The organism is Pseudomonas sp. PK-RTE-24, from assembly GCF_054052265.1.
This window is the reverse complement of sequence record NZ_CM133224.1, coordinates 134,486-159,498: the sequence shown is the minus strand read 5'-3', so window position 1 is coordinate 159,498 and position 25,013 is coordinate 134,486. Positions and strand designations below refer to the sequence as shown.

At 59.9% G+C, this 25,013-nt stretch carries 25 protein-coding genes and 1 pseudogene; 7 read left to right on the top strand and 19 right to left on the bottom strand.

Annotated elements, in window-relative coordinates; translation table 11 throughout:
- Positions 1 to 22 precede the first annotated feature (22 nt).
- Together pdxH and ACV8MC_RS00755 are read left to right on the top strand one after the other, a co-directional pair.
- Positions 23 to 670, top strand: a complete 648-nt coding sequence (gene pdxH / locus ACV8MC_RS00760; protein WP_457264156.1) for a pyridoxamine 5'-phosphate oxidase — start codon at positions 23 to 25, stop codon at positions 668 to 670.
- 180 nt (positions 671 to 850) lie between these two features.
- Positions 851 to 1,315, top strand: coding sequence for an outer membrane lipoprotein (locus ACV8MC_RS00755; RefSeq protein ID WP_016771369.1), 465 nt, complete (start codon positions 851 to 853; stop codon positions 1,313 to 1,315).
- Positions 1,316 to 1,388: 73 nt separating this feature from the next.
- On the opposite strand, the gene ACV8MC_RS00750 is transcribed toward ACV8MC_RS00755, so the two are convergent.
- From ACV8MC_RS00750 to nhaA, 5 genes and pseudogenes are all read right to left on the bottom strand, one after another.
- A complete protein-coding gene (locus ACV8MC_RS00750) occupies positions 1,389 to 1,640 on the bottom strand; it encodes a pyocin S6 family toxin immunity protein (protein ID WP_122705009.1) in 252 nt (83 codons plus the stop codon).
- A 22-nt stretch (positions 1,641 to 1,662) separates the two neighbouring features.
- Positions 1,663 to 1,908, bottom strand: coding sequence for a colicin E3-like toxin immunity protein (locus ACV8MC_RS00745; protein WP_457264153.1), 246 nt, complete (start codon positions 1,906 to 1,908; stop codon positions 1,663 to 1,665).
- Entirely contained in the window at positions 1,909 to 2,160 is a 252-nt protein-coding gene (locus ACV8MC_RS00740) for a colicin E3-like toxin immunity protein (RefSeq protein ID WP_252879551.1), read from the bottom strand.
- A gap of 7 nt (positions 2,161 to 2,167) precedes the next feature.
- Positions 2,168 to 3,384 (bottom strand): annotated as a pseudogene (locus ACV8MC_RS00735) (S-type pyocin domain-containing protein).
- A gap of 171 nt (positions 3,385 to 3,555) precedes the next feature.
- Complete coding sequence (gene nhaA / locus ACV8MC_RS00730) at positions 3,556 to 4,740, bottom strand: Na+/H+ antiporter NhaA (protein ID WP_041478038.1); 1,185 nt, start codon at positions 4,738 to 4,740, stop codon at positions 3,556 to 3,558.
- 251 nt (positions 4,741 to 4,991) lie between these two features.
- Between nhaA and ACV8MC_RS00725 the strand changes: the two genes are divergently transcribed.
- Positions 4,992 to 6,086, top strand: a complete 1,095-nt coding sequence (locus tag ACV8MC_RS00725; RefSeq protein ID WP_095180550.1) for a PLP-dependent cysteine synthase family protein — start codon at positions 4,992 to 4,994, stop codon at positions 6,084 to 6,086.
- Positions 6,087 to 6,224: 138 nt separating this feature from the next.
- On the opposite strand, the gene ACV8MC_RS00720 is transcribed toward ACV8MC_RS00725, so the two are convergent.
- Both ACV8MC_RS00720 and ACV8MC_RS00715 read right to left on the bottom strand, forming a co-directional pair.
- Positions 6,225 to 7,838, bottom strand: a complete 1,614-nt coding sequence (locus ACV8MC_RS00720; protein WP_095180551.1) for an NAD(P)/FAD-dependent oxidoreductase — start codon at positions 7,836 to 7,838, stop codon at positions 6,225 to 6,227.
- Positions 7,839 to 7,934: 96 nt separating this feature from the next.
- Positions 7,935 to 8,588 carry a COG3650 family protein gene (locus ACV8MC_RS00715; protein ID WP_095180552.1) on the bottom strand — a complete coding sequence of 218 codons (654 nt, stop codon included), beginning with the start codon at positions 8,586 to 8,588 and terminating at the stop codon, positions 7,935 to 7,937.
- 137 nt (positions 8,589 to 8,725) lie between these two features.
- Here ACV8MC_RS00715 and ACV8MC_RS00710 point away from each other — a divergent pair, with 137 nt between their 5' ends.
- Positions 8,726 to 9,073 carry a hypothetical protein gene (locus tag ACV8MC_RS00710; protein WP_095180553.1) on the top strand — a complete coding sequence of 116 codons (348 nt, stop codon included), beginning with the start codon at positions 8,726 to 8,728 and terminating at the stop codon, positions 9,071 to 9,073.
- Positions 9,074 to 9,077: 4 nt separating this feature from the next.
- Here ACV8MC_RS00710 and ACV8MC_RS00705 read toward each other — a convergent pair whose 3' ends face one another.
- The gene (locus ACV8MC_RS00705; protein WP_150743365.1) at positions 9,078 to 9,677 is read right to left on the bottom strand and encodes a short chain dehydrogenase; all 600 of its coding nucleotides are present in this window, start codon (positions 9,675 to 9,677) and stop codon (positions 9,078 to 9,080) included.
- 104 nt (positions 9,678 to 9,781) lie between these two features.
- Here ACV8MC_RS00705 and ACV8MC_RS00700 point away from each other — a divergent pair, with 104 nt between their 5' ends.
- The gene (locus ACV8MC_RS00700; protein WP_136492099.1) at positions 9,782 to 10,696 is read left to right on the top strand and encodes a LysR family transcriptional regulator; all 915 of its coding nucleotides are present in this window, start codon (positions 9,782 to 9,784) and stop codon (positions 10,694 to 10,696) included.
- A 110-nt stretch (positions 10,697 to 10,806) separates the two neighbouring features.
- Here ACV8MC_RS00700 and ACV8MC_RS00695 read toward each other — a convergent pair whose 3' ends face one another.
- The 9 genes from ACV8MC_RS00695 to ACV8MC_RS00655 form a co-directional block, all read right to left on the bottom strand.
- On the bottom strand, positions 10,807 to 11,283 hold the full coding sequence (locus ACV8MC_RS00695; protein ID WP_457264149.1) for a DoxX family protein: 477 nt from the start codon (positions 11,281 to 11,283) through the stop codon (positions 10,807 to 10,809).
- Entirely contained in the window at positions 11,280 to 12,038 is a 759-nt protein-coding gene (locus tag ACV8MC_RS00690) for an HvfC/BufC N-terminal domain-containing protein (RefSeq protein WP_236168015.1), read from the bottom strand. Before ACV8MC_RS00690 ends, ACV8MC_RS00695 begins: the two co-directional genes overlap by 4 nt.
- Positions 12,035 to 12,922 carry an MNIO family bufferin maturase gene (gene bufB, locus ACV8MC_RS00685; RefSeq protein ID WP_236168014.1) on the bottom strand — a complete coding sequence of 296 codons (888 nt, stop codon included), beginning with the start codon at positions 12,920 to 12,922 and terminating at the stop codon, positions 12,035 to 12,037. Before bufB ends, ACV8MC_RS00690 begins: the two co-directional genes overlap by 4 nt.
- A 25-nt stretch (positions 12,923 to 12,947) precedes the next feature.
- Positions 12,948 to 13,253, bottom strand: coding sequence for a BufA1 family periplasmic bufferin-type metallophore (locus ACV8MC_RS00680; RefSeq protein ID WP_041478029.1), 306 nt, complete (start codon positions 13,251 to 13,253; stop codon positions 12,948 to 12,950).
- Positions 13,254 to 13,544: 291 nt separating this feature from the next.
- The gene (locus tag ACV8MC_RS00675) at positions 13,545 to 14,246 is read right to left on the bottom strand and encodes an ABC transporter ATP-binding protein (RefSeq protein WP_003222380.1); all 702 of its coding nucleotides are present in this window, start codon (positions 14,244 to 14,246) and stop codon (positions 13,545 to 13,547) included.
- Positions 14,247 to 15,014 (bottom strand): high-affinity branched-chain amino acid ABC transporter ATP-binding protein LivG, encoded by a 768-nt coding sequence (livG, locus tag ACV8MC_RS00670; RefSeq protein ID WP_016771357.1) that lies wholly within the window; start codon positions 15,012 to 15,014, stop codon positions 14,247 to 14,249. It lies immediately after the preceding gene.
- Positions 15,011 to 16,267: a high-affinity branched-chain amino acid ABC transporter permease LivM gene (locus ACV8MC_RS00665; RefSeq protein WP_016771356.1), complete on the bottom strand. Its 1,257-nt coding sequence runs from the start codon at positions 16,265 to 16,267 to the stop codon at positions 15,011 to 15,013. Before ACV8MC_RS00665 ends, livG begins: the two co-directional genes overlap by 4 nt.
- Complete coding sequence (gene livH, locus ACV8MC_RS00660; RefSeq protein WP_016771355.1) at positions 16,264 to 17,187, bottom strand: high-affinity branched-chain amino acid ABC transporter permease LivH; 924 nt, start codon at positions 17,185 to 17,187, stop codon at positions 16,264 to 16,266. Before livH ends, ACV8MC_RS00665 begins: the two co-directional genes overlap by 4 nt.
- Positions 17,188 to 17,416: 229 nt before the next feature.
- Positions 17,417 to 18,544: a branched-chain amino acid ABC transporter substrate-binding protein gene (locus ACV8MC_RS00655; RefSeq protein WP_016771354.1), complete on the bottom strand. Its 1,128-nt coding sequence runs from the start codon at positions 18,542 to 18,544 to the stop codon at positions 17,417 to 17,419.
- 351 nt (positions 18,545 to 18,895) lie between these two features.
- On the opposite strand from ACV8MC_RS00655, the gene ACV8MC_RS00650 reads away from it, so the two are divergent.
- Positions 18,896 to 19,201, top strand: coding sequence for a DUF2288 domain-containing protein (locus tag ACV8MC_RS00650; RefSeq protein WP_236168013.1), 306 nt, complete (start codon positions 18,896 to 18,898; stop codon positions 19,199 to 19,201).
- Between the two features lie 284 nt (positions 19,202 to 19,485).
- Here the strand turns inward: ACV8MC_RS00650 and ACV8MC_RS00645 are convergent, their stop codons facing one another.
- On the bottom strand, positions 19,486 to 21,684 hold the full coding sequence (locus ACV8MC_RS00645; protein ID WP_236168012.1) for a hypothetical protein: 2,199 nt from the start codon (positions 21,682 to 21,684) through the stop codon (positions 19,486 to 19,488).
- Positions 21,685 to 21,880: 196 nt separating this feature from the next.
- On the opposite strand from ACV8MC_RS00645, the gene ACV8MC_RS00640 reads away from it, so the two are divergent.
- Complete coding sequence (locus ACV8MC_RS00640; RefSeq protein WP_236168011.1) at positions 21,881 to 22,777, top strand: NAD(P)-dependent oxidoreductase; 897 nt, start codon at positions 21,881 to 21,883, stop codon at positions 22,775 to 22,777.
- Here the strand turns inward: ACV8MC_RS00640 and ACV8MC_RS00635 are convergent.
- Complete coding sequence (locus ACV8MC_RS00635; protein ID WP_236168010.1) at positions 22,668 to 24,950, bottom strand: putative bifunctional diguanylate cyclase/phosphodiesterase; 2,283 nt, start codon at positions 24,948 to 24,950, stop codon at positions 22,668 to 22,670. The two genes, ACV8MC_RS00640 and ACV8MC_RS00635, sit on opposite strands and share 110 nt — an antisense overlap.
- Positions 24,951 to 25,013: the final 63 nt, after the last annotated feature.

Below are 25,013 nucleotides of genomic sequence, written 5' to 3'. Positions count from 1 at the left end.
CGCTAACGAAAAGGAATCCGCCATGACCCAGGCTCTGGCCGATATGCGTCGCGACTACACCCGTGACGGTTTGACCGAGGCGCAAGCCCCGGCCGAGCCGTTTGCGCTGTTTCACCAGTGGTTCGCCGATGCGGTGAAAACCGAGCAGGCGCCGGTGGAAGCCAATGCCATGACCCTGGCCACGGTCGATGCCGACGGTCGTCCGCATTGCCGCATTTTGTTGCTCAAGGGCCTGGACGAGCAGGGCTTCACCTTCTTCACCAACTACGACAGCGCTAAGGGCCAGCATCTGGCGGCCAACCCGTTTGCCGCCATGACCTTCTTCTGGCCCACCCTGGAGCGCCAGGTGCGCATCGAAGGGCGGGTGGTCAAGGTCACGGCGCAAGAGTCCGACGCGTATTATCAGCTGCGTCCGCTGGGTAGCCGCCTCGGCGCCTGGGCCTCGCCGCAGAGCCGGGTCATCAACGGTCGTGGCGAACTGGAAGATTTGCTCAAGGCCACCGAGCAACGCTTCAGCGACAGCCAGCCGCACTGCCCGGAACATTGGGGCGGTTACCGCTTGTTGCCTGAGCGCATCGAGTTCTGGCAAGGCCGTCCGAGCCGCCTGCACGATCGCCTCAACTACCGCCTCCAGGGCGCCGAATGGATTCTGGAACGTCTGGCACCCTGAGCAGTCTACCGAGCGAGATAAACGCGGATGGCGCAGGATCGCTGATTTGACGCTACCTTGAGTGGACGCTCGCGGGCATCTGTACCAGGCCTGAATGGAAGCCAATTTTATCCGGATGGTGTCGTGACAGGCGCCAGGCCACGGGGTTTAATGAACACATGTTCTTTTGGAGTTGATGCTATGCGTAAGTCTGTTCTGCTGGTTGCTTCCTTTTCGACGATGGCGATGTTGCTGACCGGCTGCCAATCGAGCCTCACCGGCGACTCCTACTCCCGTGACGAAGCGCGTCGTGTGCAGACGATTCGCATGGGCACCATCGAATCCCTGCGACCGGTAAAAATCGAAGGCACCAAGACCCCGATCGGCGGCGCAGCAGGCGCAGTGGTCGGCGGCGTCGGCGGCAGCGCTATCGGCGGCGGCAAGGGCAGCATTGTGGCTGCGGTCATCGGCGCAGTGGCCGGCGGCCTGCTTGGCTCGGCCACCGAAGAAGGCCTGACCCGCACCCAGGGCGTGGAAATCACCGTCCGCGAAGACGACGGCAGCATGCGCGCCTATGTGCAGCAGGTTCAGGAGAATGAAGTATTCCGCGTTGGCGAGCGGGTGCGGATTTCCACCGTTGGCGGAACCAGCCGCGTTTCGCACTAAGCGGGAAGCCGGGTAAAAGAAAACCCCGATCAGGTGACTGATCGGGGTTTTTCTTTGTTTGTGAATTGCTCATTCAGTATGTGGCGCAGGTGCCCATGAAGTATTCGAGGCCCTTTGGAAAACTGACGTTGAGCAGGTTTTCCAATGCGGTTACCTGATCCTGAGTCAACAACAGCTCGCCGGGTTCCACCTCATCCAAGGGCTTTGATTCAATGAGCTGAGCCACTTTTTCATTCATCTCGCTGCCTGTGATATCCAGCTCGAATTGCAAGGAGTCGTCTTGGGCTTCGTCAGGGAAAAAACCGGTAATTAAAAGAAAGTGCATGGAGCTAATACTTCCGGGGCTGTTAGCCGTAGTCAAACGAAATTTGATAGTCGTGAACTCTCAAATCGATTTGATGTTGAAAATACGGCTGAATGGTGGCGAGCCAATTTTGAGCGACGTTGAAACTGCCATTGTTGATGTTGTCCGCGGCGGGAATCCCCAAGGCGTTTAACACTGACTTGTCACCACCCAGGTCTTTTGACGACTCTTCCCCCTGAAACTCCAAGGTTGCTGTGTCGTACCATTCCAATCTCAGTTCCAGTCCCATCTACCATTGATCCCGGTAAACGAACGATACCTGATAGTCGTAAGAAGAAAATTGAATGGAATGCTGGAAGTGGGGCTGGAGAGTCTTGATCCAATCGGCTTTTACATCAAATCCGCCGTTATTGAAGCTTTTCGACGGTAGGCCTAATGCTTCCATTAATGAGCCGTCCTCGCCAAAATCTTTCGACAGTTCCTCCCCCTCACCCAGTTCGGTTTGTCGGTCGTACCATTCGAGTCTGGCTTTGAGTCCCATGTAATCCTCATAAATATTTTTTAATACTACGGTTTTTTTTGGGTGGATCTATCTGTTCACCAGTTCTGTGGTCGTAAGAGCCTAAATGGCTGCCATCACTTGCGCGATAGGCTTCAAGCTCGCCATGTAAATAGTCCCATTCATAAATTATTCGGCCTTTTGCATTGATCCAGCGATCCCGGAGCCCACCGTTGAACGGCGTTTTCTTTTTTGCTCTTCTTAAATCGGGAAAGGCTGTGATATCCGACGTTTCGGGAGCGGGGTGATAGGTATGTCCCGCTTCAGCGGTGCCTTTCGCAGAGCTGACAACGATGTAAATCGGTTTTACACCCGAGTCTGTGGGAAACACCAGAATGAAATCTTTGTACTCCGGCGTATAAAGCGGATTCACCAGTATCCCGTCCGCCGCCTTCGTCGGTGGATACACCCAGATATGCGGTGCCTGCGGTGCGGCCTCCAGTGCTGGAATGCCGAGAATGTCCGAGCCATCCACCGCCGGGGTCCAGAGCAGTTCGACGCCTTCACCCAGATCGGCAACGAACCGGTCGCCACGCGCAATGAACTGCACGACATCGACCATTTCCCAATCGCGGTTCTTACCGGTGTAGAAACCGTAACCCTTGAGGCTGCCATCGGCCTGTTGCTCGACGCGCAGGCGCACGCGGGTTCGGGCTTGTTTGAGTGTGCTCAGTTGCTCATCGGTGTAGAGCGCGCTGTCGCCCAGGCTGGATGGCATCAAAAGCGCAATCAGCCCCACCAAAGTCGCAGCCGCCGCAGGGGAGGCGAGCGCCGGTAGCACTTCAAAAGCCGAGCCTGCCAAGGCCAGACTGCCGAACCCGACCGGGATGGTGTTGGCGCTGATTTTCTTGAGAGGAATGCCGCCGCTTGCGTCGGCTTCGCGAGCGCCGAGCAGGATCAGCTCGCCGTAATCCTTCAGGCTGTCGGTCGGTACCATGCCGGAAGGATTGCTGTAATCGATAATCGCATCCGGCAACTTGCAGGACTTGGCGAATACACAGCCGGCACGCACGGCTTCAGGTTTTTTCGCAGCCACTTCACGGCTGTGCTCGAACGCCTCCTGCCGCGCCAGCATCGCGTCGTAAGCGTTTTGCCCGGCTTCGCGCTCGGCCAGTTCTGCCGCCGTCATATACCGCCATGTAACGTGATGCCCGTCGCCCTGCGAGGTGGGTTTTGCACCCGGGGAATGTCCTTGTTCCGCGCCACTGATCGTCCCTTCGTTCATCATCGACAGCCCCTCGGAAAGGGGCTGCACGACGTTATCGAAGCGGGGAAAGTGTGGCTGTAGGACGGGTCGCTAATGACGTGGGGATTGTTCGCTGCGTAACTGTCAGGCGGAGAATCTGTGGCGAGGGCCAAGCTCCCTCGCCACAGGGGTCATTGCAGTTGTGAATTCTTGCGACTCGCCGCCGCCGTCACCGCATAACCAATCACCGCCGCGAGAATCGAGCCGGTGAGGATGCCCATGCGATCCATGCCGGCGTAATCACTCACGCCCGGTTCGAAGGCCAGCGAGCCGACGAACAGGCTCATGGTGAAGCCGATGCCGCAGAGGATTGCCACGCCGAGGACCTGGCCCCAGTTGGCGCCTTGGGGCAGGGCGGCGATGCCAATCTTGACCGCCAGCCAGGTCAGGCCGAACACGCCGATGGTCTTGCCCAGCAGCAGGCCGATGGCGATGCCCATCGGTACGTCGTGGGTGAAGCTTTCGACGGTGACGCCGCTCAGTGACAGGCCAGCGTTGGCGAAGGCGAACAGCGGCAGGATGCCGTAGGCGACCCAGGGGTGCAGCGCGTGTTCGAGGGTCAGCAGCGGCGACGACTCGGCGTTTTTCGTGCGCAGGGGAATGCAGAAAGCCAGGGTCACGCCGGCCAGTGTCGCGTGGACACCGCTCTTGAGCACGCAGACCCAGAGGATCAGGCCGATGATCATGTACGGCCCGAGCTTGACCACGCCGAGCCGGTTCATCGCCACCAGCGCGGCAATGCACGCAGCCGCCAGGCCAAGGGACAGGGTCGAGAGTTCGCCGGAATAGAAGATTGCGATGATGACGATGGCGCCCAGGTCATCGATGATCGCCAGGGTCATCAGGAACAGTTTCAGCGACACCGGCACGCGTTTGCCGAGCAGGGCCAATACGCCGAGGGCGAAGGCGATGTCGGTGGCGGTCGGAATGGCCCAGCCGCTCAGGGCGGCGGGGTTGTCGCGGTTGAGGAACCAGTAGATCAGCGCCGGCACCAGCATGCCGCCGATCGCCGCTGCGCCGGGCAGGACGATCTGCGAAGGCTTGGACAATTGGCCGTCGAGCACTTCGCGTTTGACTTCCAGACCGATCAGCAGGAAGAACATCGCCATCAGGCCGTCATTGATCCACAGCAGCAGGGGTTTGGCGATTTTCAACGCGCCGATCTGCGCCACCACCGGGGTGTCGAGCAGGCCGGTGTACAGCCACGACAGCGGTGAGTTGTTGATGATCAGCGCGAGAACGGCTGCGGCGATCAATAGCAGACCGCTGGCGGCTTCCAACTGAAAGAAACGCGTGAAAGTGCTACGCAGAGGCAAGGTCGCTCTCCATCGAATCAAGAAAAAGGTGAAACACCCTAACCCGTACCGTTAGTTGTTAAAACAAAAGTTATATTCTTTTTTGTTATATGTCGTTACAGGCTGTCTGGCTCGGGCAGCACTGAGCCTAGCAGTTGCCCGACACATTGAGACTCAGCTGTATCTTTGCCGCCTGCGGGATTTTTCCTAAGCTTGCGGCAGACCTTTTTCAGAAGACCGATCTTCTGGCTGATTCAACGAGAACCGAAACCATGAGCGACAACCGACAGTGGGCACGCGAAGCCATCCGCATCATCGAGGCGGACTTCCAGCGCAGCGCCGACACCCACCTGATCCCTTTGCCGCTGCCCGGTTTTGCCGGCATCGAGTTGTATTTCAAGGACGAATCCAGCCACCCGACCGGCAGCCTCAAGCATCGCCTGGCCCGTTCGCTGTTCCTTTACGCGCTGTGTAACGGCTGGCTGAAACCCGGCGCGCCGGTGATCGAGGCATCCAGCGGCTCGACGGCGATTTCCGAAGCGTATTTCGCGCGCATGCTCGGATTGCCGTTTATCGCGGTAATGCCGGCGACGACTTCGAAAGAGAAGATTGCCCAGATTGCCTTCTACGGTGGCCAGAGCCATCTGGTGCAGGACCCGACGCAGATCTACGCCGAATCCGAGCGCCTGGCCCGCGAGCATGGCGGTCACTTCATCGATCAGTTCACCTACGCCGAACGTGCCACCGACTGGCGAGCGAACAACAACATCGCCGAGTCGATCTTCCAGCAGATGCGCTACGAAAAACACCCTGAGCCGACGTGGCTGATTTCCAGCCCCGGCACTGGCGGGACTACAGCGACCCTTGGTCGATACGTGCGTTATCGCCAGCACTGCACCCGCGTGTTGTGTGCCGATGCCGAGCGTTCGGTGTTCTTCGATTTTTACCAGACGGGAGATGCCAGCCTGCGTCTGGATTGCGGTTCACGCATCGAAGGCATTGGTCGGCCTCGGGTGGAAGCGTCGTTCCTGCCCAAGGTCATCGATGCGATGGTCAAGGTGCCGGACGCCCTGTCGCTGGCGGCCATGCATTATCTGGCGCAGCGTTTGGGGCGGTATGTCGGCGGGTCGAGCGGGACCAATCTGATCGGTGCGCTGATGGCGGCGCAACAGATGAAAGCGGCGGGGCAGTCGGGGTCGATCGTGGCGATCCTGTGCGATGGCGGCGAGCGTTATGCCGACACGTATTACGATCAGCAATGGCTGAAGGCGCAGGGCTATGAACTGGGTAATTTGATTGCAGCGGTGGCGGCGAGTGCCGAGCGCGGGGAGGCGCTGCCGACCTCGGTACTGCGCGCGAATATCTAAAGCTCAACGCAGAAACCACTGTGGGAGCGAGCCTGCTCGCGAAGGCGGAATCACATTCAACAACTTCGTTGAGTGACAGACCGCTTTCGCGAGCAGGCTCGCTCCCACAGGGTTTTGTGTTGGGTCAGCTGATGCTGATCAGGCTTCCAGGCCGAGGATATCGCGAGCCACTGCCTCGGCAATGCGAATCCCGTCGACACCCGCCGAGAGAATTCCGCCGGCATAGCCCGCGCCTTCACCGGCCGGGAACAGGCCCTTGACGTTCATGCTCTGCAGCGACTCGTTGCGGGTGATGCGCAGCGGCGATGAAGTGCGCGTCTCGATTCCGGTCAGCACGGCGTCGTGCAGCGAATAACCGCGAATCTGCTTCTCGAACGCCGGCAAGGCTTCACGGATCGCCTCAATGGCAAAGTCGGGCAGCGCCAAGGCCAGATCGCCCAGCGCCACGCCCGGCTTGTACGACGGCTCGACTTCGCCCAGCTCGGTCGATGGAATGTCGTTGATAAAGTCGCCAACCAGTTGCGCCGGAGCCTTGTAGTCGCTGCCGCCCAGAATGAACGCGTGGGATTCCAGGCGCTCCTGCAACTCGATACCGGCGAGCGGGCCGCCCGGATAATCGACTTCCGGGGTAATGCCGACGACGATGCCGGAGTTGGCATTGCGCTCGTTACGGGAGTACTGGCTCATGCCGTTGGTGACCACGCGATTGGGCTCGGACGTCGCCGCGACCACGGTGCCGCCCGGGCACATGCAGAAGCTGTAGACCGAACGCCCGTTCTTGGCGTGGTGCACCAGCTTGTAATCGGCAGCACCAAGTTTCGGGTGGCCGGCGTACTTGCCCAAGCGCGCGCGGTCGATCAGCGATTGCGGGTGCTCGATGCGGAAACCCACCGAGAACGGCTTGGCTTCCATGAACACGCCACGGCTGTGGAGCATGCGGAAGGTGTCGCGGGCGCTGTGGCCGAGGGCCAGAACCACGTGTTTGGAATGCAGGGTTTCGCCGCTGGCCAGTTGCACGCCGACAAGTTGGCCGTCTTCGATCAGCACGTCGCTGACGCGCTCCTGGAAGCGCACCTCACCGCCCAGTTCGCGGATCTGCTCGCGCATGTTTTCGACCATACCGGTCAGGCGGAACGTACCGATGTGCGGCTTGCTGACGTAGAGGATTTCTTCCGGCGCGCCGGCCTTGACGAACTCGTGCAGGACTTTGCGGCCGAGGAATTTCGGGTCCTTGATCTGGCTGTACAGCTTGCCGTCGGAGAACGTGCCCGCGCCGCCTTCGCCAAACTGTACGTTGGACTCGGGATTGAGCACGCTTTTACGCCACAGACCCCAAGTGTCCTTGGTGCGCTGACGGACTTCGGTGCCGCGTTCGAGAATGATCGGTTTGAAGCCCATCTGTGCCAGCAGCAGACCGGCGAAGATGCCGCACGGGCCGAAACCGACGACGATCGGCCGCTGGCCGGGATCGTTCGGTGCCTGGCCGACGAATTTGTAGCTGACATCCGGCGCCACGTTGACGTTACGGTCGTCGGCGAACTTGCCCAACACTCTGGCCTCGTCGCGTACGTTGAGGTCGATGGTGTAGATGAAGCACAGTTCGGAGGACTTTTTGCGCGCGTCATAGCTGCGCTTGAACAAGGTGAAATCGAGCAGATCATCGCTGGCGATGCCCAGACGCTGCACGATTGCGGCGCGCAGGTCTTCTTCGGGATGGTCGATTGGCAGCTTGAGTTCAGTGATTCGTAACATGGCGGGGATCCGGATTCGCGGGGCGCACAACTGCGCCAGGGCGTTTGAAGGCGGCGATTATAAGCCGCCGCGAGCGGATCCGTGGGGGAAAAACGATCAGTCGTTACGCGCGCCGCCGAAATAGCCGCAGCCGCGCTGGACCTGACCGTCGATGCGCAACTCGGCGCTCATGTGCTGCACGCTGCCGGTGCTGCTGTCGACGCAGCGCTGTGGCGCCACCCACAATTCGATGCGCTGGTTGTTGGCTTCGCTGCTGAGATTGAAGCGGCCGTCGCCCAGTTGCTCTTCCACATACGGCACCGCCAGTGGAGCCTGGCCCTCACGCTCGATGACCATGCCTTTGCCGCTGACCTTGACGTTCCACTCCGGGCCATGGCCGGCAGCGCGCAGGATCAGCAGTTTGAAATTTGGGTCGTCGCAGGCCGTGCCCGAGCGCTCGACGCGATACAACTGGCCGAGGTCGAGGCGGTCGCCGGAAACCTTGCCGCGCACATCGGCAAACAACTTGCCTTGCTCGTCGGCCAAGGTGGCGGCCTCTTGCAGGACGCTGGTGCCGCCGATGTCGTTGACCACCAGTTGCCGCTGCTCCTGGCACGGCTGGAACACCAGTTTGCCGTCGGCGGCGGTCAGTTGCCCCTGCATTCGCGTTTGCCCGGCATGGGACACACTTTCACGCTGGCCGTCGAACAACTGGCAGGCGGCAAACATCGGCAGCAGGGTAACGAGGACGATCGAACGGGCAACACGCATCTTTGGCTCTCCAGACAAGTGCTGCCACGTTACTGAGGCTGAGTGCCTATCACAAGGTCTGGTCTGCCACTATTGAGTCGGGCGTGGGAGCCCCGCATAGTCTCATGCACGTTTTTTGATGGATCAGGGAGTGTTAAATGAAATGGAAAATTGCGCTGTTGCTGTTGGCATCTGCAAGCGCTGTCAGCGTCCAGGCAGCCGATTTGGCTTTCTCTTCAGGGGTTGATTTCACAAAGATGGTAATGCTGCTCAAGGATGATCAGGGGCCTAATCCGGATCTTGTCGAACTATCCCTGGTGTTGACACCCGTAGCCACTGCGAGGGCTAAGGCAATCAGTCATGAGGCGATGGGCCAGCCATTGAGTCTTTCGATCAACGGCCAGCACATTTCCACGGCGACAGTGCGATCCGAGCTGGGCGGGGAGTTCAGGATCTCTATGTCGCGGTCTGTCGCCAAACGGCTTTTACCTACCTTGATCGATTAATCATTCAGGCCACGTGAAACGTCTGCCCTGTTTGCAATCCTTCGACACTTTTCGCGTAGGCCAATGCCACTTCCGCGGCAGGAACCGGCTTGAAGCCACGGAAGTAGGGCGCGTATTTGCCCAGGGCTTCGGTCAGTACGGTCGGGCTCACCGAGTTCACTCGCAGGCCACGCGGCAGTTCGATGGCGGCGGCGCGGACGAAGCTGTCGATGGCGCCGTTGACCAGCGCTGCCGAGGCGCCGCTACGAATCGGGTCGTGGCTGAGCACGCCGGTGGTAAACGTGAACGAAGCGCCATCGTTGGCGTACTCGCGGCCGATCAGCAGCAGATTGACCTGACCCATCAGTTTGTCTTTCAGGCCGAGGGCGAAGCTGTCTTCGGTCATGTCGTCCAGCGGTGCGAACGTCACGTTGCCCGCCGCGCAGATCAGCGCATCGAACTTGCCGGTCTGTTCGAACAGCTTGCGGATCGAGGCGCTGTCGCTGATATCCACTTGCAAGTCACCGCTGTTACGACCGATACGAATGACCTCGTGGCGTTGCGACAATTCTTTGTCCACCGCTGAGCCGATGGTGCCGCCTGCGCCTATCAACAGAATTTTCATCGAGCTGTACCCCATGTGTGTGAATGAGGTTTCAGTCTAGGGTGGTTTTTTCAGCGGATAAGCGCACTAATAGGCAACCTTTGGTTTTCAATTGGAAACAATCCATGAGCGAAATGGATGATCTCGCCGCGTTCGCTGTGCTGATCGAGGCCGGCAGTTTCACCCTTGCGGCGCAGCAGTTGGGCTGCAGCAAAGGCCAGTTGTCCAAGCGCATCAGCCAGCTCGAAGCGCAGTTCAGTGTGGTATTGCTGCAACGCACCACCCGGCGCTTGAGTCTGACGGCGGCGGGGGCGGCGCTGCTGCCGCAGGCCCAGGCGCTGGTGGTCCAGGTCGAACGCGCACGGCAGGCTTTGGCGCGGTTGAAGGACGACATGGCCGGCCCCGTGCGCATGACGGTTCCGGTGTCGCTCGGCGAGACCTTCTTCGACGGCTTGCTGCTGGAGTTTTCCGGGCAATACCCGGAGGTGCAGATCGAGCTGGAGCTGAACAACAGTTATCGCGATCTGTCGCGCGATGGCTTTGATCTGGCGATTCGCGCCGAAGTGGCCAATGACGATCGGCTGGTGGCCAAGCCGTTGTTGGCGTGGCACGAAATGACCTGCGCCAGTCCGGCCTACCTCGAGCGCTTCGGCGAGCCGGCGACGCCCCATGCCTTGGCCGAGCATCGTTGTCTGCTCAACAGCCATTACAGCGGTCGCGAAGAATGGCTGTATCACCAGCAGCACGAGTTGTTGCGGGTGCGGGTTTCGGGTCCGTTTGCCAGCAATCACTACAGCCTGTTGAAGAAAGCAGCGCTGTCCGGCGCCGGCATCGCCCGTCTGCCGTCGTATCTGCTGCAAGCGGAACTGGCTGACGGCCGCTTGCGCTGGTTGCTGCGCGATTACCAGACCCGACGCATGCCGATGTATCTGGTGCACCCGTATCAGGGTGGATTGCCCAAGCGCACGCAGGTGTTGGCGGATTATTTGATGGGCTGGTTCAAGCGCAGTGGCGAGGCGCTGGATCGACTCCAGCGCTGATGTGATTTCCCTGTGGGAGCGAGCCTGCTCGCGAATGCGTCAGTTCAGTCGATACCGATGTTGAATGACACACCGCTTTCGCGAGCAGGCTCGCTCCCACAGGGGGGATCTTATTTTGCCAAACGGCGGGCAATCAGCTGATCGATCGACAATTTGCCGGGCCCGGTCGCCATCAGGTACAGCAACACCGCCGCCCAGGTGCCGTGGGTCGGGTAGGCATCCGGGTAGACGAACAGTTGGATAGTCAACGTCATGCCGAGCAATGCCAGCGCCGAAAATCGTGTGGCGAAGCCGAGCAGGATCAGTAGCGGAAACACATGCTCGGCAAACGCCGCCAGATGCGCGGCAATTTCCGGCGACAGCAGCGGCAGGTTGTACTCGCTCTGAAACAGCGGAATCGTCGAATCGGCCAAACGTGGCCAGCCCAGTTCAAAAGTGCCGTCAATCAAATCGACGGCCAGTCCTTCGACCTTGGTTTGCCCGGATTTCCAGAACACCGCAGCGATGGAAAAACGCGCGATGAGGGCAATCAGGCTGTGCGGGATTTTTTCCAACAGCGCGATGACGCGCAGGATAAAGGCGTTCATGGCAACTCCTTGTAATTCAGCTGGGTGATCGCGTTATGCGCAATCAGTAAGGCGAGGGTTTGCGCGAGATCGAACGGCGGGCTGTTTTCTGCCGCCGCGAGCAACGGCGAGCCCTGAAGCAGATGACCAATGAACACGCTCGCACCCGCCTCAAGAGCGAACACCTCAACGTCGAGACCGTTGCGCAGCACCAGGGCATGCTGGCCTTGATGGAGGCCAATGCCCGCCAGACTTGGCTCCTGCTGATGCGCGGCCCAGATCGCCACCACCGCGAAAGCAGAGTCGAGCAGGTGCAGCGAGGGATGCAGTTCGAAACACAGTTCACTCAGCGACTGCGGATCGGCCAGCGCGGCACTGACTTGTTCAGGCCGGATCGGCTGCGCATCGGCGGCGTGGTAAGCAACAGTGCGCAAATGCTCGAGTCGCGCGACATCAGCGACATAAGGCACGCCGGCGATGGGTTCAAACTCTGCGATGAAGTCGGCGAAATTCTCGCCATAGCGGCTCATCAACGGACTGTGTGGCGGCTGACTCTGGACGAAAATCGCCGCCATGGCGCGGAAGAATTCCTCGCCGACCAATTGCAGTACCACCGGATAGCTGTCGGCCAGGGCATTGATCAGCGAGCTCTGCACGTTGTTGCGATACACCGCAAAACGTCGCGACGGATCGGCGCCATTACGGCTGCACAGGCCCTTGGGATGCGGCAGTTGCGCATTGAGCAGGGCGGCGGCGAAATCCGCTTGCGTGCTCATGCCGCACGCTCCGCTTGGCGCAACAGCGTCTCGGCTTGCTGCGCTTCGGCGAGCAAAACGGCGAAGGCCGGCACCTGATTATCCCGTTCGATCAACGTCGCCACCGGGCCGATACGGCGCAGCACTTGCCGGTACAGATCCCAAACGGCCTGATCAACCGGCGCGCCGTGATCGTCAATCAGCAAGCGGTCGCCGAGGTTGTCGCAATCTTCAGCGAAGCCGGCCAGATGAATCTCGCCGACTGCGTGCAGCGGTAACGCATCAAGGTAGGCCGACGGATCGCGCTGATGATTGATGCACGACACGTAGACATTATTGACGTCGAGCAACAAGCCGCAGCCGCTGCGGCGGATTACTTCGGCGATGAACTCGGCCTCGTCGATCGTCGAATGCTCAAACGCCAGATACGTCGCCGGGTTTTCCAGCAGCATCGGTCGTTTCAGAGTGTTCTGCACCTGGTCGATGTGCGCACAGACGCGGTTCAGCGTCGGCGTGTCGTAAGCCAGTGGCAGCAGGTCATTGAGGAACACCGGGCCGTGGCTCGACCATGCCAGGTGTTCGGAAAAGGCTTGCGGTTGATAGCGCTCGATCAGCTCGGCGAGGCGTTTGAGGTGCTGGCTGTCCAGCGGGCCTTCGCCACCGATCGACAGTCCAACGCCATGCAGTGACAGCGGGTACTGTTCGCGAATCAGACCGAGAAAATGATGAAACGGGCCGCCGGCCACCATGTAGTTTTCGGCGTGGACCTCGAAGAAACCGAGGTCCGGTACGGAGCCGAGCACATCAAGGAAGTGCCCGGTCTTGAGCCCCAGCCCGGCGCGGGCAGGGAGCTCGGTGCGAGCTGCCTGAGTGCGCGGCAGGGACGGTTCGTGATGACTGAACATGGGCGTCACTCAGGCAGGCCGTGGATCAGGACTTGGCTTTGAAGGCTTCGAGCTGACCGAAACCGGTCGGCGAGGTTTTGCTCTCGGTGGTGGCGCAGGTGCCCTTCGGAACGAGCTTCCAGGCGTTGGCCTGATAGTCCATTTTCGCCGTACCGGCGCAGGTGGTGCCGGCACCTGCGGCGCAATCGTTCTTGCCTTTCAGGGCTACGCCGAAGCATTTTTCCATGTTGGCATCGGCTGCCTGGGCGGTGGAGACAGTGGCGATGCTCAGAGCGGAACCGAGAGCCAGAACCAGAGCGGTGGCGGACAGGGTACGGGTAGTCGCAGTCATGATGTTTCTCCAGGTTTATCAGGGTTTCTGCAAGTGCTGTTGCGCTTGCTTGTCCCTCTAGAGAACGGGTGGCGGGATGCGTTACAGGTGGGGCGAGAAATTTATAAAAAATTTCGGATTCAGCAGTATCCCTGTGGGAGCGAGCCTGCTCGCGAAGGCGGTGTGACATTCAACATTATTGGTGCGTGATACATCGCTTTCGCGAGCAGGCTCGCTCCCACAGAGGATCGGTGTTTTTCGTTTGGGCATAAAAAACGGCCCGAAGGCCGTTTTTTTGTGCAGCGATAACACTCAACCGCCGAGGTACGCCTCGCGTACTTTCGGATCGGTCAGCAGCGCTTCACCGGTGCCTTGCATGACCACGCGGCCGTTCTCCAGAACGTAGGCGCGGTCAGCGATTTTCAGCGCCTGGTTGGCGTTCTGCTCGACCAGGAACACCGTCACACCGTCCTTGCGCAGCTGTTCGATGATGTCGAAGATCTGCTGGATGATGATCGGCGCCAGACCCAGCGACGGCTCGTCGAGCAGCAGCAGCTTGGGCTTGCTCATCAGTGCACGGCCGATGGCGAGCATCTGCTGTTCACCGCCGGACATGGTGCCGCCGCGCTGGTTGAAACGCTCTTTCAGGCGTGGGAAAAGTCCGAGGACCTTGTCCATCTGTTCCTGATAGTCGCCCTTGTCGGTGAAAAATCCGCCCATCGACAGGTTTTCTTCCACGGTCAGACGGGCAAACACTCGACGACCTTCCGGGACCACGGCGATGCTCTTGCGCATGATCTGCGACGAGTCCTGGCCGACCAGTTCCTCACCCATGTAGCGGATGCTGCCGCTGTGCGCCTGCGGCGAACCGCAGAGTGTCATCAGCAGCGTGGATTTGCCGGCACCGTTGGCGCCGATCAGCGTCACGATCTCGCCCTGACGGACTTCGACGTTGACGCTGTGCAGGGCCTGGATCTTGCCGTAGAAGGTGGAAACGTTTTCGAACTGCAGCATTTACGCTTCCCCCAGGTAGGCTTTGATCACTTCAGGATTGTCGCGGATCTGTTCCGGCGTGCCGTCGGCCAGCGGCGTGCCCTGGTTGATCACGACGATGTGGTCGGAAATGCTCATGACCAGTTTCATGTCGTGTTCAATCAGCAGCACGGTGACGTTGTGCTCTTCGCGCAACACACCGATCAGCGCCTTGAGGTCTTCGGTTTCCTTCGGGTTCAGGCCGGCGGCCGGTTCGTCGAGCATGAGGATCCGTGGGCGGGTCATCATGCAGCGGGCGATTTCCAGACGCCGTTGCTGGCCGTAGGCGAGGGTGCCGGCGGTGCGGTTGGCGAACTCTTTGAGGTTGACCTTTTCCAGCCAGTATTCGGCAAATTCCATCGCCTCGCGCTCGCTTTTGCGGAACGCCGGGGTCTTGAACAGGCCGGACAGGAAGTTGGTGTTCAGATGACGGTGCTGGGCGATCAACAGGTTTTCGACCGCAGTCATGTCCTTGAACAAACGCACGTTCTGGAAGGTGCGGACCACGCCTTTGAGGGCGATCTTGTGGCCCGGCAGGCCCTGGATCGGCTCGCCGTCGAGCAGGATGCTGCCGCCGGTAGGCTGATAGAAGCCGGTCAGGCAGTTGAACACGGTGGTCTTGCCGGCGCCGTTCGGGCCGATCAGGGCAACCACCTGTTTTTCCTTGACGGTCAGCGCCACGCCGTTGACCGCCAGCAAACCGCCGAAGCGCATGCTCAGATTTTCGACTTTAAGGATCTCGCGGCTCATTTGCGCAACTCCATGTGTGGGCGTTGCATCGGCAGCAGACCTTGTGGACGCCAGATCATCATCAGCACCATCAGCGCACCGAACATCAACATGCGGTACTCGCTGAACTCACGCATCATTTCCGGCAACAGGATCATCACGATCGCCGCCAGAATCACGCCCAGTTGCGAGCCCATGCCACCCAACACGACGATGGCGAGGATGATCGCCGACTCGATGAAGGTGAACGACTCGGGCGTCACCAGCCCCTGACGTGCAGCGAAGAAGCTGCCGGCGAAACCGGCGAACGCAGCACCCAGGGTGAAGGCGGAGAGCTTGATCACGGTCGGGTTCAGGCCCAACGCGCGGCAGGCGATTTCGTCTTCACGCAGCGCTTCCCACGCACGGCCGATCGGCATGCGCAGCAGACGGTTGATCACGAACAGCGCGGCCAGTGCGAGCAACAGCGCAACCAGGTAAAGGAAGATCACCTTGTTGATCGAGTTGTATTGCAGGCCGAAATACTCGTGGAACGTCTGCAGGCCTTCGGCGGCTTTGCGCTCGAAGGTCAGGCCGAAGAACGTCGGTTTTTCGATGTTGCTGATGCCGTTCGGGCCACCGGTGATGTCGGTCAGGTTACGCAGGAACAGACGGATGATTTCGCCGAAACCCAAGGTCACGATCGCCAGATAGTCGCCACGCAGACGCAACACCGGGAAGCCCAGCAGGAAGCCGAACGTCGCCGCCATCAGGCCGGCAATCGGCAGGCAGATCCAGAAGCTCAAACCGTAGTAATGCGACAGCAGCGCGTAGCTGTAGGCGCCGACGGCGTAGAAACCGACGTAACCGAGGTCAAGCAGACCGGCCAAACCGACGACGATGTTCAGGCCCAGGCCGAGCATCACGTAGATCAGGATCAGCGTTGCGATATCCACCGCGCCACGGGAGCCGAAGAACGGCCAGACCAGGGCGATCAGAATCAGCGCAATGATGAAATAGCGCTGGGTGGTTGGCAGGGTCAGGAAGTTGCTGGCCTTGGCCGGGATCAGCGGCATGCCCGGCGAGGAGCGCCAGGCCTTGCTGATCTGCTGGTTGAACAGCACGCGCAGGAACATCAGCACCGAGCAGATCGCGATGGTCGCGAGTACCGCAGGGCTGGTGTTGTGCACTTCCAGATTGATGCCGACGATGGTCAGTTTCAGACCCAGTACCGGGTAGGCCACCGCCCACACCAGCAAGGCACTGAACAGTGCCTGTTTAAGATTCCTAGTCATACTTTCTCAACCTCCGGACGGCCCAGAATGCCGGTCGGACGGAACAACAGCACCAGAACCAGCAGGCCGAACGCAACGACGTCCTTGTACTGGTCGCCGAAGATATCGGCACCGAACGCTTCCGCTACACCGAGCACCAGGCCGCCGAGCATTGCCCCGGGGATGCTGCCGATGCCGCCCAGTACCGCAGCGGTGAAGGCCTTGAGGCCGACGAGGAAACCGGCGTTGGGGTTGATCACGCCGTATTGCATGCTCAACAGCACGGCAGCGACCGCCGCCAGCGCAGCACCGATGACGAAGGTCAGGGCGATGATGTTGTTGGTGTTGATGCCGAGCAGGTTGGCCATCTTGATGTCCTCGGCACAGGCGCGGCAGGCGCGGCCCAGACGGGAACGGGAGATGAACAGGGTCAGGCCGAGCATGGCGATCAGGGTCACCACGAACACCACGATCTGCATGTAGGAAATCAGCACTTCTTGTGCGCCACCCGGACCGAAGGCGAAGTTGCCCGGGATCAGGTTGGGGATAGCTTTGTCCTTGGAGTCTTGCGCCAGCAGAACAGTGTTCTGCAGGAAGATCGACATACCGATGGCAGAAATCAGCGGGATCAGACGGTTACTGCCGCGCAGGGGGCGGTAGGCGATCCGTTCGATGCTGTAACCGTAGGAACTGGTCACGACGATGCTGGCGATGAACGCCGCGGTCATCAACAGCGGGACACTGTCGAGTCCCATCATGGTCAGCCCGGCGATGGCGATGAAGGCCACGTAGGAACCGATCATGTACACCTCGCCGTGGGCGAAGTTGATCATTCCAATGATGCCGTAGACCATCGTGTAGCCGATGGCGATCAGGGCATACATGCTGCCAACGTTGAGGCCGTTAACCAGCTGTTGGAAGAAGTGATAGAGGTCAGGCATTACAGCGCTCCTAAAAACCTGTACGCATTTCACTGGTGGAGTCATTTTCCCGCCCGGCCCCGTGGATCTCTATCCACTTCGAATCCGGGTTTTGCCAGCGAACCGCTGATGACGGTTTTGAGATTTTCAGGTGGGTCGACTGGCGGATCACGCCAGCGCGGCCCATACATTCGCAAAACAAAGCCCACGGCACGCCGTGGGCTTTATTGGCAGTCAGTCGGGCAAGGCCTTACTGAGGCGAAACTTCGGTTTTAGGTTTGCCGTTGTGCCACTCGTACACGACAAATTTGAAGTCCTTCAGGTCGCCCTTGTCGTCGAAGCTCAGGTCGCCGGTCGGGGTCTTGAACGAACCGGCGTGGATGGCTTCAGCCACTTTGGTAGCGTCTTCGGACTTGGCCGCCTTGATGCCTTCGGCAATCACGGTCACTGCCGAGTAGGACGGGAACACGAACGGACCGCTCGGATCTTCCTTCTTGGCCTTGAACGCGTCAGCGAGGGCAACGTTGGCCGGATCCTGGTCGAAGGATTTCGGCAGGGTCACCAGCAGGCCTTCGGACGCGTCCTTGGCGATCTGGGTGATCGAGTCGTTACCCACGCCTTCCGGACCCATGAAGCGGGCTTTCAGGCCTTTTTCCTGAGCCTGACGCAGGATCAGACCCAGCTCCGGGTGGTAGCCGCCGTAGTAGACGAAGTCGACGCCGGCTTGCTTGAGCTTGGCGATGATGGCGGAGAAGTCTTTGTCGCCGGCGTTGACGCCTTCGAAGACGGCAACCTTGGTGCCTTTCTTCTCGAGGGTCGATTTCACCGCGGTGGCAATGCCTTCACCGTACTGCTGTTTGTCGTGCAGCACGCCAACCACTTTCGGTTTCACGTGATCGGCGATGTAGTTGCCGGCGGCAGGGCCTTGGGCGCTGTCGAGACCGATGGTGCGGAAGATCATTTTGTAGCCACGGGCGGTGATGTCCGGGCTGGTGGCAGCCGGGGTGATCATGATCACGCCTTCGTCTTCGTAGATGTCCGAAGCTGGCTGGGTGGAGCTGGAGCACAGGTGACCGACCACGAACTTGACGCCGTCGTTGACGACCTTGTTCGCTACCGCTACCGCTTGTTTCGGATCGCAGGCGTCGTCGTATTCAACGGCTTCGAGTTTCTTGCCGTCGACGCCGCCCTTGGCGTTGATCTGCTCGATGGCCATCTTCGCGCCACTGAACTGCATGTCGCCGTACTGGGCTACTGGACCGGTTTTAGGACCGGCGATACCGATTTTGATGGTGTCAGCTGCGAACGAATGGCTGGCAACCCCGGCCAGAACCATAGCGGCAAACAGTTTGGAAATCTGCTTAGTAGCCTTAGTCATAGTGCTCCACTCTTACTGTTGTATTTTTTAGAGTTCTGGCGCCGTAGCAGCAGAACCGGGTCAGATATCTTTGCGATACCCTCCGGAAAATGCCCCGGCAACTGTACCGGTACAGTGTAGAGCGCCGCTTGATCAACTGGGAAGCGGGCGCCACGGGGCAAAACTTGGGGGTGTCGCATTTTTGAATGAAAGAGACAGAATTGCGGCGGAGCAATCGGGGGCATATATCCCAAAAGGCAGCATTCCCTGGCGTTCCTGCTCTTTTCGTTCGGTGCAGCGATTTGCAACCGGGTTTTTCTGACGGACCACCGACGTTATCATTCGCGTCGATTTCTTTTCCGGACAGCTCCCATGAATCAAGAACCTAGCACCCTCTATGCCAAGCTGCTTGGTGAAACGGCATCTATTACCTGGAAAGAGCTGGAGCCGTTCTTCGCCAAGGGTGCCCTATTGTGGGTCGACCCTGACCTGGATTTGATCGCCGCCGCCGAGGCCGTGGTCTCGGATGAAGGCGAGAAAGTCGCGGCCTGGCTGGCCGACGACAAGGTCGCCAAGCTGTCTGAAACGCGGGCGCTGGATATTTTCGAACGTGATCCGCAGCTGTGGGCCGTGGTGGTTTCGCCGTGGATTCTGATCCAGGAAAGGGCGACCGTTTAATTGCCTGCACCCTTTTGGTGCCTCGATTGCCGCGCCGCAAGTGTGTAGCGGAGTAGCGTGATGGCACCTTGCCGTGGAGAAATGCCACGCCTCACGGTGACGTAAACGTAACGGGAACAGTTTATTGAGCGGCCTGAGGGTCGCTTAATTGTTTCTGGATGTTCGCAAAGCGGGAATTTGTCGGTGAAGTCGAGGGCGCCTTCGCGAGCAGGCTCGCTCCCACACTGGAATGCATTTCCCTGTGGGAGCGAGCCTGCTCGCGAATGGGGCAACTCGGTGCCGGATCAGACCGAGAACGTCTTCCCAGTATGGTTATTCAGCGAAATCACCTTGGTCTTGCCAATCCGGTGGCGGTAGATCTCGCGCAGGTACTTGATCGACTTCTTCACGCAATCGCGTGACAGGCGAATGTCATTGATCGAGACGAACTTGTCCTTGTCGTTGATCAACTCACGGTATTTCTTTTCGTACATCGGTTTGATCGCGTACCAGTTGGTATCGAGGATTTTCGCCGGGTTCTCGAATTCGTTGAGCAGGTCGTCGATCCGCTCCTCGTCGAAGTCTTCCTGAATGATGAAGTCGAGAATCGAGTTATCCAGCGTCTCGTCGAAACGGTACGGATTCTTCGCGAAGCAGCGCTTGATGAACGCCACGATCAGCGTGAGGAAGTCGTCCGACAGGCACGGGCTCTTGGCGATCAGGGTGGTCAGCGACAGGTTGGCCGAAGCGCCGATCACCAGCGCGTAGCGCTTGAGTGTGGTGTTGGGGAACAGGCTGTTGAGGTGGGTCTTCAACCGGTTCAGGTCCATATACGACAGCTTGTAGTCTTTCGGCAGCGAGACGATCGACACCACCGACGAGCAATTCTTGAAGAAGTGCAGGTCGTGCAGCGCGGCGGCGTCGTAGCCGGAATTCTTGTACTGCTCAAGCGAAGCGCGATAACGCTTGGATTCGATCGGCAGCAGGCTGATGCCTTCGATGGCCTGAGTGACCTTGTTGAAGTGCGGCAGGTCGATCGAACGGAAGAACAGGTCATCGATGTTCAGGCGCTGCGGCTCTTTATCGAAGACCTTGAATTTGTCGCTGCTTGGCGGCGGGGTTTCCGGGACTACCGATTCGGCGTAGGCAATCGCCACCGGCCCGGCCAGACTCATGAACAGGTCGTTGGCGTCCAGGCGGATGGTTTCGCCGATGTCGATGCCGGCGCGGCGGAAGTAGTTCTGGTCGTAGTCAGTGGTGACTGCCTGCGCCGTCAGAATATTGAAGATCTGCTGCGAGATGTACTGGTTGGCGTGCTTCTCCATGGCATTGACATCAATGTTCTGGATATTCCCGTCATCGCTTTCTTCGGCGTAGCGCATGATGTCGTTGGAGATCAGCATCATCGCGTTCCACGGGCGGATACGCCCCATCACGCTGGCTTCGCTGCTGTCTTCGTTGGCGAAGTTGTAGGAGAAATCCCATTCCTCCGACAGGTATTTGCACAGCAGGCGCCCGGCGTTGATGTGCAGCGCCTCGGACATTTCGCTGCGGTGGTCGGAAATGTTCGGCAGCACGCAGATGCCGCTGGTGAAGATCGGCTCAAAGACAAACGAATGGCCGCTCTTGCCGTCATGCTCGTCCATCGGCTTGGTATCGAAGGTCTTGTTCATGTACGAGTGCTGCTGCGCCAGACCGAACTCCGAGGCCATGCCCGAACCGGTACCGCCGCCGGCACTGAAGATCGAGAAATACAGGCGCGACTGGTTGGCCTTGATCCCGCAGCTGTCGATCAGGTACGAGTGGATCATTTTCCAGTCGGGGCTGGAGAAGCGCTGGGTGTCCTTGTTGAGGATGATCTTCGCCAGGTACTGGCCGAGGATCGGCGCGTTACCGGCGCCACCGGCGTGGACTTCGGACAAGTCCATGATCTTCATTTTGCTGTAGTCGCGCAGGAAGCCGCTTTTCTCGCCCTTGCGCGAGAAACGGATGCGCCCGGCGATGTCCTTGTCGAGGTCGCCAAGCATCACCAGCGGTTCGACCAGAAACACCGGTTTGGTCGATTTGCTGGTGCCGATGCGCAGATTGTTCTTGATCCACTGCGCTGGGCTGTAGCCCTTGTCGGCCAGACGCCGGTCGGTCGGGCGGTCTTCGTTGTTGAATTCGTTGAGGTAGAACTTGCGCGCGTTGTACACCAGCTCCGCCACGTCGAGGGCGATGTTGGAGCCGCAGCGACCGAGGCCGATCAGGCACACCGAGGGAAATTCCTGGTCGTTGTGCTGCTCGTTGTCGCCTTCCTGATGCGCCGGGCGCGGGAACACCGAATCGCGCAGGCCGTCGAGGTTATCGAGGATGCGGTCAGTGTTGGTTTCGGTGAAGTACAGGTATTGCTGGGTCGACAGCGGACGCGAAGGCGGCGTCGGTCTGGATAATGACGCGCTGTTCGCGGCGGGGCTCAGGGTCAGATCGGCTGTTGCACTGGCGGGGTTGTTTTTAGAGGTCATGGTGCGCCATTTACCTGGACTGGGTTGGCCCGCCGAACAGTGCCGGCGAACCTCACGGAATAAGATCTCGCGTCTTGTGTGCGCGAATACGGCCCGGGCGTCGTAGTGCTGGCTGGTCTGATCGCCGGGCGGAATCCTTTCCTGATCGTTGATGAATCGGCCATGATTCGGTGATCTTTAATCGAAAAGAGGCGAAATGATGTCAACGCTACCTTCGTTGGGGTTTGCCGGAATCGGCCTGATGGGCCTGCCGATGTGCCGGCGTCTGCTGGCGGCGGGTTACCCGTTGACGGTGTGGAACCGCAACCCGGACAAGTGCGCACCGCTGGTTGCGGCCGGCGCCCGCCAGGTATCCAGCCCCGCCGAACTGTGCGCACACGCCGACATCGTCATGCTGTGTCTGGCCGATACCGCCGTGGTGCGTGAAGTGGTGTTTGGCACTGGCGGTATCGCCGAAGGGGCAAAAAACGGCCAGCTATTGGTGGATTTCTCCAGTCTTGAACCGACCGCGACTCGCGAGATGGCCGCAGCGCTGGCCGAGAAAACCGCCATGGGCTGGCTCGATTCACCAGTGTCCGGCGGCGTGGTGGGCGCCGAGGCCGGCAGTCTGGCAATCATGGTCGGTGGTGCAGCGGCAGATCTTGAGCGCGTACGCCCGGTGCTGCTCAGCCTCGGTCAGCGCGTCACGCACATGGGCGGCGTTGGCGCCGGCCAGGTGACCAAGGCCTGCAACCAGATGATCGTCGCGTGCAATGCGCTGGTGATTGCCGAAGTGGTGGCGTTGGCCGAACAGGCCGGGGTCGATGCCAGCCTGATCGCCGAGGCGCTGGCCGGTGGCTTTGCTGATTCGAAGCCGTTGCAGATCCTTGCCCCGCAAATGGCCGAAAGCCGTTTCGAGCCGATCAAGTGGCACGTGCGCACGCTGCTCAAGGATCTCGACACAGCAGTGAAATTTTCCCGCGAGCAGGGCTCGGCGACGCCAATCAGCGGATTGGCCGCACAATTGATGCGCCTGCATGGGGCGCAAGGCTTTTTAGCGCAGGATCCAGCGACGCTGGTGCAAATGTATCGCGCGCCAGACTCAATGGATTGACCCCGAGGACGGGTTTGCGCTGGTTGATTTCATCGAGCACCGCGCGCAATTCGTCCAGCGGCACCGGGCGGCTGAGCAGATAACCCTGAATGAAGTCGCAGCCCGAACGCTCGAGAAACTCGTATTGCTCCAGGCTCTCGACGCCCTCGGTGACCACCTGCAGATGCAGGGTGTGGGCCATGACGATGATCGCCTGCACGATCTCCATGTCCGCCGTGGCGGTGGGAATGTCGAGGATGAACGAGCGGTCGATTTTCAGGGTGTTCAGCGGCAGACGCTTGAGGTAGGCCAGCGAGGAATAGCCGGTGCCGAAATCATCGATCGACAGCGACACACCGAGGGCGCGGATCTGCCGCAGCAGCACCAGAGTGTCGGCGATATTGCCCATCAAGGCGTTTTCGGTGACCTCCAGTTCCAGGCGTTCCGGGGCAACGCCCGCAGTGTGTAAGGCGTGCTCGATCTCCTCGGCCAGCTCTTCGCGCGCCAGATTCAGCGGCGAGCAGTTCCAGGCGATTTTCAATTCGGCACAACCATGCCGCGACAGCTCGCCAAGATCCTTGCAGGCGCGGCGCAACACCCAGTTGTCCAGTTCGGCGATCAAACCATTGTTCTCGGCGATACCGATGAAGCGATCCGGTGTGAGCAAACCGTGAACCGGATGCTGCCAACGAATCAGCGCCTCGAGCTTGGTCACGCGTCCGGTTTTCACCTCGAAGATCGGCTGGTAGTAGAGCATCAGCGCGTTGTCTTGCCGTAGCGCACTGCGCAGTTCCTCTTCCAGTTGCAGCTCGAAACTCGCGCGGGTCTTCAGGCTGGAATTGAAGAAGTGCAGACCGTTGCGCCCGGCGCCTTTGGATTGGTACAGGGCCAGGTCGGCGTGTTTGAGCAGCTCTTCGCAGGTAGTGCCGTCTTCGGGAAACAGGCTGATGCCGATGCTGGTGGTCATCACCATGCGCCGGCCGGCCAGTTCGATCGGCTCTTTCATCTTGTGCATGATGCGCTGCGCCATACCGCGCGCCTCTTCGCGGTCACGCAGGCTGATGAGGATGCAGAACTCGTCGCCGCCAAAACGCGCGACCACGTCTTCATGGCTGCGCACTGAGCTCTTGATGTGTTGGGCGATGACTTTGAGCAGCGCGTCACCGGCATCATGGCCGAGGCTGTCGTTGATGCGCTTGAAGTGGTCGATGTCGAGAAACATCACCGCGAGCATGCCGCCCTCGCTGGTTTTCTGGCTGAGTTTTTCGGCGAACATCTGGTTGAAACCACGGCGGTTGATCAGATTGGTCAGCGCGTCGTAATTGGCCGCTTGCTGCAGGGACATGCGCGCCTGATCGAGTTGGCTGAGCAGGGCGTTGACCCGGCGCAGGTCGTTTTCCTTGTTCTGCAGCTTTTTGTCGGCGAGGGCAGCGCTGATCGCACTGCCGAGAATCAACAGGATGATCAGCGCCACGGTCAGGCCCAGTTGCAAATGCCCGGTTTCACTGCCGCTCGCTGCCAGGGCACCTTCGGGAAGCACCAGATCCAGCGCAGCCATGCCGGTGAAGTGCATGCTGATGATGCCGGCGCCAAGAATCAGCGCCGCGCTGTACTTGAGCAATTGATGCGCGACGCCGCTGCCTTCGCTGAGATAGCGCGCCACCCAGAGCGCGGTGAAGCTGGCGCCGATGGCAATCAGCACCGACAGCGCGAACAGCCCTGGCTGATAGTAGGCGGTGGCGCTCGACTTCATCGCTGCCATGCCGACGTAATGCATGCCAGCGATGCCCAAACCGATGACACACGCGGTCTTCAGGCAATGCAGCGCGCTCGGCTGCACCTCACTGAGAGTGTGCATGGCCAGCCACGATGCGAGCAGAGCGATCAGTAACGACAAGAGGGTGATGCCGAGGTCGTACTGAATATCGATGGGGGTCTGGAAGGCCAGCATGCCGATGAAGTGCATGGCCCAGATGCCGCCGGCCAGGCAGGTCGCGCCGATCCAGCGCCAGATGCGCCGCGACCCCGGATCTTCGGCATGTACCAGGCGCTCTGCCATGTCCAGGGTGGCGAAACTCGCCGCGCAGGCGACCAGGTAGGCCACCATCACCAACAAAGGGTTGTGGCTGCAATCGAGGAGAATCTGCCCGCTCGCCGGCAGCTCGGCAACAAACTGCAAACCAAGCCACTCCATAGCATGCCCCGTCTCGGATTCATCTGGCCCGTGCGTCAATCAACGCAGGCGAATGGATGGAGT